We start from the raw sequence: 13,507 nt of genomic DNA, 5'->3' as shown, positions 1-13,507 counted from the left end.
GTCGGGATGACGCCGCTATATCCGATATGGACCCGCGCCAGGCGGGCGGTTCAGTTGCAGTGCGTTGCGGTCCCCTCCTGCCCGGTCAGGTCCGTGCGGTGCGGCGCCACCGCCCACGGCACCGCCAGCTCCGACAGCAGCGCCCCCTCCTCGGCCGCCCGGCGCAGCAGCCGGTTGATCCCGCGCACGGTCAGCACCCGCTGCGGGCCGTCGCCCGTGGCGGTGACGAGGTCGCCGCCCAGCGGCGCCGGCTCGGGCGCGGTCGTGACCGCCTCCAGCACCGCGGTGAACGGGGCGGTCCGCGCCAGGGGCGCGATCAGCGGCACCGCCGGGTCGGCCCGGTGGTCGAGGAGGTTCTCCAGCAGCCCGCGCCGGCCCGGCACCTCGCGCGCGCTGGCGTCGCCGGGCAGCAGCAACCGGTCGGTCGGGTACTCCAGCACGGCCCGGCCGGCGGTGCCGGTCACAATCACCTCCCCGGCGACGAAGTCCTCCCCGGCCAGGGTCACCGCCGCGACGATCGGCGGTCCCGAGCGGGACGACACCCGCAGGGTCGCCGTGTCGTCCACCTCGATCGGCCGGACCCGGTAGCGCTCCACCTCGATCCGCGCGGGCACCACCGGCCCGTCCCCGGCGGCCTCGGCGACCGCCAGGCACTGCATGACCGCGTGCGCCAGCGGATTGGCCAGGGCGCCGTCCAGCACCGGCCGGCCGTGCAGCGTCCGCCGCCCGGCCCACGGCGCCCGCGCGTAGTAGGCGTCGGAGCGCTGCCAGGCCGCCACGGTCGCGATGCCGGTGACGGTACCGAGCCGCCCGGCCCGCACCGCGTCGGTCAGCTCCGTCAGCGCCGCCGAGCCGAGCGCCTGGAAGCCGACCTGGCAGGCCCGGCCCGTCGCGGCGAGGGCGTCGGCCAGCTCCCGGTGCTCGGCGGTGGACAGCACCGGGGGCTTCTCCAGCAGCAGGTCGGCGCCCGCGGCGAGCACGTCCAGGGCGATCGGCAGGTGGGTGTGCGGCGGGGTGCAGACCACCACCACGTCCGGCCGCGCCGCCCGCAGCATCTCCCGGTGGTCGGTGTACGCCAGGGTGCCGTCCGGCACCGGCGCCGCCGGGTCGTCCTCGACCGGGCGTACGTCGACCAGGGCGACCAGCCGCAGTCGCCCGGCGGCGTGCAGCGGGGCGATGACCCGCCGGTGCCAGCGCCCGTGCCCGTTGGCCCCGACGACCGCGACCCTCGGCACGGCGCCGGCCTTTCCCGGCGTCGCCCCAGCAGCGGCGGCCGTCACCGGGCGCCCGCCAGCGTCGCGGCCACCCCGTGCCGTTGCAGGGCGGTCAGCCACCCGGTCACCTCGGCGCGTACGTCGTCGTCCTCGGCCACCTCGGCGGGGAAGACCTCGCGCAGCGCGAACACCGCGTCCACGGCCCCCGCCGGGGTCCGCGCTGCGGTGGCGAGCGCCGCACGGATCTCCTCGGCGAGCGGATCGGCCAGCGGCAGGAGGCTGCCGTCGTCGGCGTGGCCCTGCGCGAAGCGCAGCCAGGCGGCCACCACCAGCGTGGCCCAGTGCGCCGGCCGCCCCCCGGCCCGCAGGTCGGCGATGGTGTGCAGGATCCGCTGCGGCAGCTTCTGCGAGCCGTCCATGGCCACCTGGAGGGTGCGGTGGTGGATCGCCGGGTTGGCGAACCGGGTCAGCACCTCCTCGCCGTACGCGACGACCGAGACGCCCTCGGGCGGGTCGAAGCTGGCCGCCACGTCCTCGGCGACCAGGTGACGCAGCACCGTGGTCAGGTGCGGCAGGGTCAGCGCGTCGGCGATGGTCTCCCGGCCGGCCAGCGCGCCCAGGTAGGCGGCGGCCGAGTGCACGCCGTTGAGGGCGCGCAGCTTCAGCCGCTCCCAGTTCCCGGCGTCGGCGGTGAGCACCGCGCCGGCCTGCTCCCAGGCCGGTCGGCCGCCCGGGAAGTCGTCCTCGATCACCCACTGCCGGTACGGCTCGGCGACCACCGCCGCCAGGTCGGCCACCCCCAGGGCCCGCTCGGCGTCGGCGAGGGTCTGCGCCGTGCTGGCCGGCACGATCCGGTCGACCATGGTGCCGGGGAAGCTGACGCACTCGCGCACCCAGCCGGCCAGCGGCTCCGGCACCCCCGCGTACGCCACCGACTGCTCGACCAGGCCGCGCAGCCGGCGGCCGTTCGCGGGCAGGTTGTCGCAGCTGACCAGGGCCAGCGGCGGGCCCTGCGCGGCGGCCCGGGCGAGCAGCCCGCGCAGCAGCAGGCCCGGGACGGTGACCGGCGCCCGGTCGGTGCGCAGGTCGGCGGCGACCTCCGGGTCCGGCCGCAGCCGGCCGGTCACCGGGTCGAGCTGGTACGCCTTCTCCGTCACGGTGAGGGTGACCACCCGGATCGCCGGGTCGGCCAGCAGCGCCACCACGGCGGCGGGGTCACCCGCGGCGTGCCGCGTCCCGGCCAGCGCGCCGATGACCCGGGTGTGGCACCCCTCGGCGCTGGTGGTGGTGACGCTGAACAGGTTGTCCTGCGCGGCCAGCGTCGTCACCACGTCGGGGTTGCGTGGCGCCACGCCGACGATGCCCCAGTCGCCCCCGGCCCGCGCCATGGCCTCCTCGGTGTACACCGCCTGGTGGGCACGGTGGAACGCGCCCAGCCCGAGGTGGACGATCCCCGCCGGCACGCTGCCCGGGCGCAGCAGCGGGCGGCTGTCCGTCGGCAGCCGGCGCAGCGTCCCGAGACCGAGCCGGGCGGCGCCGACGCTCACCGCCACACCGGCCCGTCCGGGAAGCGGAAATCGGCGATCGACTCCGGCTTCATGGTGGAGCTGTAGCCGGGCGCCTGCGGCAGCAGGTAGCGCCCCTCGCGGGTGCGCACCGGGTCGACGAAGTGCTCGTGCAGGTGGTCGACGTACTCCACCATCCGGCCGTCGAGGCTGGTGCCGACCCGCAGGTAGTCGAAGACGGCCAGGTGCTGGACGTACTCGCACAGGCCCACGCCGCCGGAGTGCGGGCAGATCGGCACCCCGAACTTCGCCGCCATGAGGATCTCGGCGAGGACCTCGTTGACGCCGCCGACCCGGCAGGCGTCGATCTGCATCACGCCGATCGCCTCGGCCTGGAGCAGCTGCTTGAAGATGACCCGGTTGGCGGCCACCTCACCGGTGGCGACCCGGCACCGGCCGTCGGTCAGCCCGGTCACCGCCCGCGCGATCCGGGCGTGCCCGAGGATGTCGTCGGCGTGCGTCGGCTCCTCGATCCAGTACGGGTCGACCTCCGCCAGCGCGGCCATGTTGGTGATCGCCTCGTCGACGTCCCAGACCTGGTTGGCGTCCATCATCAGCAGCGCGTCCGGCCCGATCTCCTCCCGGATGATCCGCGCCCGCCGCAGGTCGTCGGCGGGCGGACCGCCGACCTTCATCTTCATCGCCCGCCACCCCTCGGCGTACGCCTGCCGGGTCAGCGCCCGGACCTTGTCGTCGGGGTAGCCCAGCCACCCCACCGAGGTGGTGTACGACGGGAACCCGTCGCGCTCCAGCCCGGCGCGGCGCTCGTCCAGCCCGATGAGCCCCTTGTCGAGGATGGCCGCCGCCTCGTCCGGGGTGATGGCGTCGGTGATGTGGTGGAAGTCGATGCTGGCCACCAGCTCCTCGGTGGGCAGCTCGGCGAGCAGTTGCCACATCGGCTTGCCGGCCAGCTTGGCCCGCAGGTCCCAGACCGCGTTGACCAGCGCGCCGGTGGCCATGTGGATGACCCCCTTCTCCGGGCCCAGCCAGCGCAGCTGCACGTCGGCGCTGAGCGAGCGCCAGAACGCCACCGGGTCGGCGAAGATCTCCTCGACGGTGCGGCCCCGCACGTGGTGGGCGAGGGCCTGGATCGCGGCGCAGGTCAGCTCGTTGCCGCGACCGTTGGTGAAGGTGAACCCGGCCCCGGTGACGCCGGCGTCGGTGCGCAGCTCGACGTAGCTGGCCGAGTAGTCACCCCGGTTGATCGCGTCCGATCCGTCGCCGGCGGCGGCGGTCGGGAACCGCACGTCGTGCACGTCGACGGCGGTGACGGTGACACTCACAGGACATTCTCTCCGATCTTGAAGACCTTCTTCGGGAGCCGGTACGCCAGGTCGACGATGGTCTCGGCGGCCTCGTCCTCGCCGAGGCGGTGCTCGGTGACCAGCCGGGCCAGGTAGGCGGCGTCGACGCGACGGGCCACGTCGTGGCGTACCGGGATGGAGCAGAACGCGCGGGTGTCGTCGACGAACCCGGCGGTGTTGTAGAAGCCCGCGGACTCGGTGACCGACTCGCGGAAGCGGCGCAGCACCTCCGGCGAGTCCAGGAACCACCATGGCGCACCGAGGTACAGGGCGGCGTACCCGCCCGCCAGCGGCGCGAGTTCGCGGCTGAAGGTGTACTCGTCGAGGGTGTAGAGCACCACCCGCAGCCGCGGGTCGTTGCCGTGGGCGTCCAGCAGCGGGGTCAGCGCGTGCAGGTACTCGGTGGCCTGCGGCAGGTCGCCGCCGACGTCGCGGCCGTGCCGCGCGTACAGCCAGCGGTTGTGGTTGCGCACCGCGCCGGGGTGCAGCTGCATGACGAGGCCGTCGTCCAGCGACATCCGGGCGAACTCCAGCAGCATGTGCGCCCGGAACGTCTCCGCGTCGGCCGCGTCGGCGAGACCGCGCAGGCCCTTGTCGTAGAGGCGCGCCGCCTCGTCCGCGCCCAGTGCCAGCGTGCGCGCGGTCGGGTGGCCGTGGTCGGTGCAGGTGGCGCCGGCCGCGATGAAGGCCGCCCGCCGCTGGCGCAGCGCCGCCAGGTAGCCGGCGTACGTCCCGGTGTCCTCGCCGGTGATCTCGCCGAGCCGCGCAATGTTGTCCGCCCAGCCGTCGAACTCCATGTCGGCCACGTTGTCCGGCCGGAACGTGGTGATCACCCGGCCGCCCGGCCCGCCCCAGCCGTCGGCGGCGAGCTTGGCGTGCTGCCCGAGGTCGTCCAGCGGCGACTCGGTGGTGGCGAGCACCTCGATGCCGAACCGCTCGAACAGCGCCCGGGGCCGGAACTCCGGCTCGGCGAGCCGGGCGGCGAGCTCGTCGTAGACGGCGTCGGCGGTGGCCGGGGAGAGCGGGGTGTGCACCCCGAACACGTCGCGGAAGGTCTGCTCCAGCCAGAGCCGGGAGGGGGTGCCCCGGAACAGGTGCCAGTGCGCGGCGAAGCGCCGCCAGATGGTGCGCCCGTCGGGCTCCGTGGGGCTGCCGTCGACGGTGGGCACGCCCAGGTCGGCCGGGGGGACGCCCTGGCTGAGCAGCATCCGGGTGAGGTAGTGGTCGGGCACGATGAGCAGCCGCGCCGGGTCCGGGAAGGGGCGGTCCTCGGCCAGGATCGCCGGGTCGACGTGCCCGTGCGGGGAGATGATCGGCTGGGGCGCGGCCAGCGCGTACAGCCGACGGGCCACCGCGCGCTGCGCGGGGTCGGCGGGGAAGAGCAGGTCGGTCGTGGGCACGGGTGGGGCTCCTCGGAGGGTGTTCGCGGCTCAGGAGAGGTCGAGCAGGTCGGCGACCCGGACCGGGGCGCCGGTGGTGAAGGACCGGTTCGCGGCCAGCCCGGTGAGCAGGGCGAGGGCGCCGTCGCGGGCGGTCGCCGCCCGTCCCATCGGGTCCGGTTCGCCGCCGATGAGGACCCGGGCCATCCGGGCGTCGGCGCCGCCGTGCCCGGAGCGGGTGTGTCCGGTGACGGGTACGACCTGCGGCGGCGCCCAGAACGGCCGCAGGGTCAGCGTGGCGGAGCCGGCCTCGGCGGCGGCCTCGTCGCCGTGCAGCGCCGCGCCCTTGAGCGCGCCGGCGGACGCCGGGCTGACGTGGTCGCTCTCCACGACCTCCAGCTCCAGCCGGCCCCGGCTGCCGTTGACCATCACCCGGTAGCCCTCGTAGGGGGCGTACGCGGTGAGGTGGTAGGTCATCGTCGCTCCGGTGGAGTAGCGGGCCAGCACCGCCATGTCGTCCTCGATGTCCACGCCCGGGGCGAAGACGTTGCGGTCGCGCTGGTAGCCGTCCTCGGCCTCGGCGTCGAGGTAGAGCTCGCGCAGTTTCGGGTGCGCGTCGAGCCGCAGCGCGAACGGGTCGTCGGCGGCGGCGGGGGAGCCGTGCGCCCGGTCGTAGTCGCGGGCGTAGCCGTGCCGGCGGCCGGCCTCGCCGTAGAAGAAGAGCCGGCCGGTGGCGTACACCTCGACGGGGGTGGCGTCCAGCCACCAGTTGACCAGGTCGAAGTGGTGCCCGGCCTTGTGCACCATCAGCCCGCCGGAGTGCGCCTTGTCGCGGTGCCAGCGGCGGAAGTAGTCGGCGCCGTGCCGCACGTCGAGCAGCCACTCGAAGTGCACCGAGCCCACCTCGCCGACGGCGCCGCCGGCGAGCAGCTCGCGCAGCTTCTCGTGCAGCGGGTTGTAGCGGTAGTTGAACGCCACCCGCACCTGCCGGCCGGTGTCGGCGACCGCGTCGAGGATCTGCCGGCAGCCGGCGGCGTCGACGGTCATCGGCTTCTCGGTGATGACGTCGCAGCCGGCGCGCAGCGCCGTGTCGATGTGCGCGGCGTGGGTGTCGTCCACGCTGGTGACCACCAGCACGTCGACGCGCTCCTTGGCGAGCATGGCGGCCAGCTCGTCGGCCCGGTACGTCGGCACCGGCGGGTGCCCCAGCTCGCCGAGCCACCGGTTGTGGGCGTCCATGCGGGCCTGGTTGACGTCGGCGAAGGCGACGAGTTCGGCGGTGTCGGCGTGGTCGCGCACCAGCGCCCGGACGAACATCTCGGCCCGGGACCCGGTGCCCACGAGGGCGTGTCGGACCCGCTGACCGGTGCTGGACGACATGTCGACCGCCTCCCGTGTTGCTGCAAAGGTTTGCAGCGAAATAACCACGAGGCGCGCGGCGGCGTCAACGATCGATGCCAAACCGGCGGCATAGATCCGATTTGATGCGCATTTGAGCGCATGGTGGGAGCGTGGCCGAAACGCATCTGTAACCATCGGCCGTTGACACCGGCACAACCGTTTGCATTAATTGGCGACACCTGACGTGACCCCAGCCACACTGGACGAAGGGCCCCGCCGTGCCAGCCACCATCCGAGACGTCGCCCGGGCCTCCGGCGTGCACATCTCCACGGTCTCCCGCACGTTCTCGGCCCCGCACCTGGTCAACCCGGAGACCCGGGGCCGGGTGCTGGCCTGTGCCGAGGAGCTCGGCTACCGGCCCAACCGCGCCGCCCGCGCCCTGATCACCGGCCGTACGCACAACATCGGCCTGATCATCGCGGACATCGCCAACCCGTTCTTCCCGCCGCTGATCAAGGCGGCGGAGAGCCAGGCCCGCCAGCGCGACTACCACGTGTTCGTGGCCGACACCAACGAGGACCCGATCGCCGAGGAGGAGCTGGTCCACGCGCTGGCCAAGCAGGTGGACGGGGTGCTGCTGTGCAGCCCGCGGATGAGTAACAGCATGATCGAGCAGCTCAGCCGCGAAGTGCCGCTGGTGGTGATAAACCGGCAGGTTGCCGGCCTGCCGTGCGTGACCATGGACGTCGGGCAGGGCGCCCGGTCGGCCATCGAGCACCTGCTCGGCCTCGGTCACCGACGGATCGCGCTGCTGAGCGGGCCGCGTGGCTCGTGGACCAGCCGGGAGATCCGCCGGGCGGCCGGCGTCGCGGCGCGGGCCGGCGGCGCCGAGTTCACCGTGCTCGGGCCCAACCAGCCCACCGAGACCGGCGGCGCGGCCCTCGCCGAGATGGTCCGCCGCAGCGAGGCCACGGCGGTCCTCGCCTACAACGACCTGATGGCGATCGGCCTGATCGAAGGGCTCGACGCCGTCGGGATGCGCGTCCCGCAGGACGTGAGCGTCGTCGGCATCGACGACATTGCCCTGAGCCGGCTCACCCGGCCCAAGTTGACGACGGTGGCCACGCCCAACGCGGCCGCCGGCCGGACGGCCGTCGACATGCTCCTGCAACACGACACCGTCGCCGCCCGCGGCTCACGCGGCGGTCGGGGTGTCACGAGCGACGACCGTCGTACCACCGCACAGGTAATGCTCCAGACCGAACTGGTCATCCGCGACTCGACCGCCGCCGCGCCGGCGGACGGTCGGAACCGTCCCGACGCCGAGTTGGTCGTCCCGGGCCCGCATCGCCTTGCGGGCCCGGGTCGCCCGACCGCGGCCACCGGTGGCGTCGTCGCCTCCTAACGCCAAGGAGTGAGCGCACATGCACCCCGCAACGCCCCCCACCACTGGCACGCAGGCCGTGCCCGTTCACCGTACCCCCGTCCGCCGACGGCGGTTGATCCGCGGCATGCTCGCCGCGGTCGTCGCCCTGCCCCTGGTCCTCGGTGCCGCCGGCTGCGGCGGCGACGAGGAGGCCAGCACCGACCCGAACGCCCCGGTCAAGCTCTCGGTCTTCTGGTGGGGCGGTGAGGCCCGGGCGAAGCTGACCGAGGAGGCCCTCGCCCTCTACACCAAGAAGCACCCGAACGTCACCTTCGAGAAGACCTGGCAGGCCAACCAGGGCTACTTCGACAAGCTGGCCACGCTCACCGCCGGCGGCAACCCGCCGGACCTCTTCCAGATCGACGACAACTACCTGGCCGAGTACGCCTCGCGCAGCACCACCCTCGACCTGACGTCCTACAAGGACTCCGGCGACCTCGACGTGTCGAAGTTCCCCAAGAGCCTCTGGCAGTACGGCGTCGTCGACGGCAAGCTCGCCGGCGTGGCCGCGGGGGAGAACACCCAGGGCCTGGTCTACAACAAGACGCTGCTGACCAAGAACGGCCTGCCCGAGCCGACCACCGGGATGACCTGGGAAGAGCACATCGCCTGGGCCGAGCAGGTGGCGAAGAAGACCAAGGTGCCCGGCACCCAGGACCCGAGCGCCGACTACAAGGCGTTCTGGGTGTGGCTGCGCCAGCAGGGCAAGGACCTCTACAAGGGCAAGGAACTCGGCTTCACCGCCGAGGACGTGACGAAGTGGTTCGACCTGTGGAAGGGGGCCCGGGACCGGGGCGCCACCCCGACCCCCGACGTCATCCACGAGGGCAACGCCACCGACATCACCAAGCAGCTCGTGGTCACCGGCAAGGCCGGCACCAGCTGGGTCTGGGTCAACCAGATGCCGGAGCTGAAGAAGAACACCAAGGACGAGCTGGGCGTCATCGCCTACCCCGGCGACCCGAGCGCCCAGTGGGCCCGCGCCTCCATGTACTGGTCCGTGTTCAAGGGCAGCAAGCACAAGGACGTCGCGGTCGACGTGATCAACTTCCTGGCCAACGACCCCGAGGCGGTCAAGATCCTCGGCACCGACCGGGGCCTGCCGTCGAACCTGGACCTGCGCCGCGTGGTCAGCGACGACGTCACCGACCCGGCGATGAAGCAGTCGATCCAGGTCGAGTCCGACCTGGCCGAGAAGTTCGGCGAGGCGCCGCAGGTCCCGCTCAAGGGGCACAGCAAGGTCCGCTCCGAGCTGATCAAGGCCGCCGAGAACGCCCAGTACGGCCGGATCAGCTCCGCCCAGGCGGCGGAGCAGTTCATCGCCGCCTGCAAGTCCGCGATCGCCTGACCCTGACGCTACCGAGAGGAATCGGCTCGTGGCTCTGACCACGGCGCCCGACCCGACCCGACGACGTACCGGATCCGTCCCGACCCCCGCCGGCAGGCGCGGGGCCGGGCGGGCCCGGCACGGGGACGGTCTGGCCGGCTACGTCTTCCTGTCGCCCTGGCTGCTCGGCCTGCTGGCCGTCACGGCGATACCCATGCTCCTGTCTCTCTACCTGAGCTTCACCAACTACGACATCCTCACCCCCTTCTCCGAGGTGGAGTGGGTCGGGCTCGCCAACTACGAGCGGATGTTCACCGCCGACCCGTCGTACTGGCACTCGGTGCGGGTGACGCTCACCTTCGCCCTGATCGCCGTGCCGCTGAAGCTGGCCGCCGCACTCGGGGTGGCCCTGCTGCTCAACCGCGCCTGGCGCGGCGTCGGGCTGTTCCGCGGCCTGTTCTACCTGCCGTCGCTGCTCGGCGGCAGCGTCGCGCTGGCCATCGTCTGGGTCAACATGTTCAACCGCGAGGGCGCCTTCAACTCGCTGCTGGGCGTCTTCGGCATCGAGGGCAAGCCGTGGGTCAACGACCCGGACTGGGCGCTGGAGACCCTGATGGTGCTCGCCATCTGGCAGTTCGGCGCGCCCATGGTGATCTTCCTGGCCGGCCTCAAGCAGGTGCCCACCGAGCTCTACGAGGCGGCCTCCGTCGACGGCGCCGGCAAGTGGCGGCAGTTCGTCGCCGTCACCCTGCCGATGCTCTCGCCGGTGATCTTCTTCAACCTGGTGCTGGAGACCATCAACGGGTTCCAGGGCTTCACCGCCGCGTTCGTGCTCAGCAACGGCACCGGCGGCCCGGTCGACTCCACCCTGATGTACACGCTGAACCTCTACATCACCGGCTTCACCAACCTGGAGATGGGCTACGCCTCCGCGATGGCCTGGGTCTTCCTGCTCGCCATCGCGATCATCACCGCGATCTTCTTCAGCACCGGGCGGTTCTGGGTGCACTACTCGGACGGGGAGGACCGGTGACGGCGACGGCAACCCCGACGGCAGCCCCGGCGACGACCGGCCCGCGCCGGGCCAGCGGCGGCGGGCAGGCCGTGCGCCTGCTCATCCTGATCGCAATCGTCGCGGTCGTGCTCTATCCGCTCTTCTGGATGATCGGTACGTCCCTGAAGAGCCAGGAGGAGATCGTCAACAACATCGGCCTGTTGCCGACCGAGTTCACCCCCGGCAACTACGCCGACGGCTGGACCAACTTCGACTTCAGCTTCGGCCGGTTCTTCCTCAACAGCGCGATGGTCAGCCTGCTGACCGTGATCGGCAACGGCGTCTCCTGCCTGCTCGCCGCGTACGCCTTCGCGCGGCTGCGGTTCCGGCTGCGCGGCGTCTGGTTCGCCGTGATGATCGGGACGCTCCTGCTGCCCGGGCACGTGCTGATCGTGCCGCAGTACATCCTGTTCCGCAGCCTGGGCCTGGTGGGCGGCGACTGGCCGTACCTGCCGCTGCTGATCCCGCAGTTCCTGGCCACCGAGGCGTTCTTCGTGTTCCTGATGGTGCAGTTCATGCGGGGCATCCCGCGCGAACTCGACGAGGCCGCCAAGATCGACGGTGCGAACGCCTTCGGCATCTTCCGGCACGTGATCCTGCCGCTGAGCCGGCCGGCGCTGGTCACCACGGCGATCTTCTCGTTCATCTGGACCTGGAACGACTTCTTCCGCCAGCTCGTCTTCCTCTCCGACCTCGAGGACTACACGGTGCCGGTGGCGTTGACGCTGTTCATCGACTCGACGAGCCAGAGCGCCGTCGGCCCGATGTTCGCCATGTCGGTGCTGTCGCTGCTGCCGGTGTTCCTGTTCTTCGTGGCCTTCCAGCGGATGCTGGTGGAGGGCATCAACACCAGCGGACTCAAGGGATGAGGCCGCACCGCGACGGCGGGCCGGACCGGGAGGACGGGCCGGCCCGCCGCGACTGGCGGGACGTGCTCACCGACGCCACGGACCTGGCCGTGCTCGGCATCGTCCTGACCCTGGCGGCGCTGCCGGTGGTCACCGCGGCGGCGGCCGTGGCCGCCGCGAGCGCGGCGGTGCACGACCGGTACACCGTCGGGTCCTGGCCCTCCGCGCGGGAGAACCTGACCCGGTACGGCCGCGCCCTGCTGCCCGGCGTCGGGGTGAGCGTGCTGACGGTCGCCGCCTTCGGGCTGCTCGCCGTGAACGTCGCCGCGCTGGCCGGCGGCCGGGTCCCCGGCGGGGCACCGCTGCTCCTGGTCACCGTCGTGCTGGCCGCCGCCCTGGCCGGCTACGCCGCGCTGGTGGTGGTGGAGGTCGGCCGCCGCGGCGGCCGCGGCTGGCGGGAGGCCGCCGGCGTCGCCGCCGGCGCCTGCCGCGCCCGCCCGGGCACCTGGGCCGCCGCCGGCGGGGTCGGCGCCGTCGCCGCGCTGCTCGCCGTCCTGGTCATCCCGGTCGCGCTGCCCATCCTCGCCGGGTACGTGGTCGCCGCCCTGCACGCCGTCGCGCGGCGGGCCGTGCCCGCCCCGGTGGGACAGTCGTGACGGGCGAGGACCGGCCGGCCGGCGTGACCGAGAACGATCGGCAGCTCAGCGTCGACGACGTGCCCGTGGCCCGGTACGTCGTCGACCCGGCGATCGACCCCCGGCACGGCCCCCGCCCGTACCTGCACCCGGTGCGGACCCTGGGCGGGACGGTGGTCACCGACGCGTTCCCGGCCGACCACGTCTGGCACCTCGGCGCGTCCCTGGCCGTGCAGGACGTCGACGGCACCAACCTCTGGGGCGGGCGCACCTACGTGCGCGACACCGGCTACACGTGGCGCGACGACCATGGCCGGATCGCGCACACCCGCTGGGAGACCCGCGACCCGCAACGGCTGGCGCACCGGTTGGAGTGGCGCGACCGGGACGCCGCGGTGCTGCTCACCGAGCGGCGGGAGCTGGCCGCGCAGCGGGTCGGCGAGCGGGCCTGGGCCCTCGACGTCGGGTACACGCTGACCGCTCCCGCCGACCGGGACGTCACCCTGGGCAGCCCGGCGACCAACGGACGCCCGGGCGGCGCCGGCTACGGCGGCTTCTTCTGGCGGGCGGTCAGCGCGACACCCGCGCGGGTGTACACCGCCACCGCCGAGGGGGAGGACGCGGTCAACGGCAGCGCCGCGCCGTGGCTGGCCTTCGCCGGCACCGGACCGGACGGGGCCGCGTACACGCTCGTTCTGGCGGGGCTCGCGAAGGGCGACCGGTGGTTCGTCCGTACCGCGATGTACCCGGGGGTCTGCGTGGCGTTCGCCTTCGACCGGCCCAGGGTGATCACCGCGGGTACGAGTCGCACCGGGCGGCACCGGGTCGTCGTCGCCGACGGCGCGCTCGACCAGGCGACGGCCGCCGCCCTGGCCGCCGACGGGACGGTGTGACGCGGCCCTCGCCCCCCGGATTTGACGATCTTGTCGGGCGGGCGTAACTTTCTCTCTGCCAGCGCGGAACGGACGAACAGGGTGAAAATCCTGGCCAGGCCGGAGCGCGGTGAGACCATCGGTCCGGGTGGGGTTCTCCCACCGGGGCCGGTACGGGCGGTGCCCCGGATCCGTCGCGAGGCGGATTTGGCGAGGCGGAACCGACCGGGTAAGGTTCACGGCCGGCAGGAAACCGGGCGAGCTCGCGGGAGACCGCGAAGCGGCCGGTCTGCCGAACTTCCCGAAGACCGTCGGCGAGAGTCGACGTCGTCGGGATGCCCGGAAATGGATTGAAGTGGTGCGGATCGCTACGAAGCGGTTTGACACGGCGGAAGCCACCGGGTAACGTAGTAAAAGTGCCCGGCGCGGGAAGCGGCGGGTGCGGTGAACGAAATGCCCCGGGTCGGGGGCTCCACGGTGTGGGGTTTCCGGGCGGTGTGTGGTTGTTCTTTGAGAACTCAACAGGGTGCTTGATAAGCCA

At 72.9% G+C, this 13,507-nt stretch carries 11 protein-coding genes; 6 read left to right on the top strand and 5 right to left on the bottom strand.

The window, feature by feature from the left end; genetic code table 11:
- Nucleotides 1–50: 50 nt before the first annotated feature.
- The 5 genes from AB0883_RS25465 to AB0883_RS25445 are packed head-to-tail and all read right to left on the bottom strand — an operon-like array spanning nt 51 to nt 6,842.
- Nucleotides 51–1,235 carry a Gfo/Idh/MocA family oxidoreductase gene (locus AB0883_RS25465; RefSeq protein ID WP_366643796.1) on the bottom strand — a complete coding sequence of 395 codons (1,185 nt, stop codon included), beginning with the start codon at nt 1,233–1,235 and terminating at the stop codon, nt 51–53.
- A gap of 41 nt (nt 1,236–1,276) precedes the next feature.
- On the bottom strand, nt 1,277–2,761 hold the full coding sequence (locus AB0883_RS25460) for a mannitol dehydrogenase family protein (protein ID WP_366643794.1): 1,485 nt from the start codon (nt 2,759–2,761) through the stop codon (nt 1,277–1,279).
- The gene (locus tag AB0883_RS25455; protein ID WP_366643792.1) at nt 2,758–4,062 is read right to left on the bottom strand and encodes an enolase C-terminal domain-like protein; all 1,305 of its coding nucleotides are present in this window, start codon (nt 4,060–4,062) and stop codon (nt 2,758–2,760) included. Before AB0883_RS25455 ends, AB0883_RS25460 begins: the two co-directional genes overlap by 4 nt.
- A complete protein-coding gene (gene uxaC, locus AB0883_RS25450) occupies nt 4,059–5,483 on the bottom strand; it encodes a glucuronate isomerase (protein ID WP_366643789.1) in 1,425 nt (474 codons plus the stop codon). Before uxaC ends, AB0883_RS25455 begins: the two co-directional genes overlap by 4 nt.
- 30 nt (nt 5,484–5,513) lie before the next feature.
- Nucleotides 5,514–6,842 (bottom strand): Gfo/Idh/MocA family oxidoreductase, encoded by a 1,329-nt coding sequence (locus AB0883_RS25445; RefSeq protein ID WP_121401424.1) that lies wholly within the window; start codon nt 6,840–6,842, stop codon nt 5,514–5,516.
- Between the two features lie 239 nt (nt 6,843–7,081).
- On the opposite strand from AB0883_RS25445, the gene AB0883_RS25440 reads away from it, so the two are divergent.
- The 6 genes from AB0883_RS25440 (at nt 7,082) to AB0883_RS25415 (ending at nt 12,987) form a co-directional block, all read left to right on the top strand.
- Nucleotides 7,082–8,209 (top strand): LacI family DNA-binding transcriptional regulator, encoded by a 1,128-nt coding sequence (locus tag AB0883_RS25440; RefSeq protein WP_121401425.1) that lies wholly within the window; start codon nt 7,082–7,084, stop codon nt 8,207–8,209.
- Nucleotides 8,210–8,228: 19 nt separating this feature from the next.
- Nucleotides 8,229–9,578, top strand: a complete 1,350-nt coding sequence (locus tag AB0883_RS25435; RefSeq protein ID WP_366643786.1) for an extracellular solute-binding protein — start codon at nt 8,229–8,231, stop codon at nt 9,576–9,578.
- Between the two features lie 28 nt (nt 9,579–9,606).
- Nucleotides 9,607–10,590 carry a sugar ABC transporter permease gene (locus AB0883_RS25430; protein WP_366643784.1) on the top strand — a complete coding sequence of 328 codons (984 nt, stop codon included), beginning with the start codon at nt 9,607–9,609 and terminating at the stop codon, nt 10,588–10,590.
- A gap of 128 nt (nt 10,591–10,718) precedes the next feature.
- Entirely contained in the window at nt 10,719–11,480 is a 762-nt protein-coding gene (locus tag AB0883_RS25425) for a carbohydrate ABC transporter permease (RefSeq protein WP_366643937.1), read from the top strand.
- Complete coding sequence (locus AB0883_RS25420; RefSeq protein ID WP_366643782.1) at nt 11,477–12,115, top strand: hypothetical protein; 639 nt, start codon at nt 11,477–11,479, stop codon at nt 12,113–12,115. The genes AB0883_RS25425 and AB0883_RS25420 overlap by 4 nt, the downstream gene beginning before the upstream one ends.
- Nucleotides 12,116–12,138: 23 nt before the next feature.
- The gene (locus AB0883_RS25415) at nt 12,139–12,987 is read left to right on the top strand and encodes a PmoA family protein (protein WP_366643780.1); all 849 of its coding nucleotides are present in this window, start codon (nt 12,139–12,141) and stop codon (nt 12,985–12,987) included.
- The last annotated feature ends 520 nt before the right edge of the window (nt 12,988–13,507 follow it).

It is taken from the genome of Micromonospora sp. NPDC047812 (assembly GCF_040704175.1).
Taxonomy (GTDB): domain Bacteria; phylum Actinomycetota; class Actinomycetes; order Mycobacteriales; family Micromonosporaceae; genus Micromonospora.
The sequence above is the reverse complement of the archived record's forward strand: the minus strand, read 5'-3'. Positions and strand labels throughout refer to the sequence as shown.

Excerpts from the sequence above, each read along its gene's own strand:
- AB0883_RS25445 (WP_121401424.1), bottom strand. The coding sequence starts at position 6,842 with ATGTCGTCCAGCACCGGTCAGCGGGTCCGACACGCCCTCGTGGGCACC.
- AB0883_RS25435 (WP_366643786.1), top strand. The coding sequence starts at position 8,229 with ATGCACCCCGCAACGCCCCCCACCACTGGCACGCAGGCCGTGCCCGTT.
- AB0883_RS25425 (WP_366643937.1), top strand. The coding sequence starts at position 10,719 with ATGATCGGTACGTCCCTGAAGAGCCAGGAGGAGATCGTCAACAACATC.
- AB0883_RS25420 (WP_366643782.1), top strand. The coding sequence starts at position 11,477 with ATGAGGCCGCACCGCGACGGCGGGCCGGACCGGGAGGACGGGCCGGCC.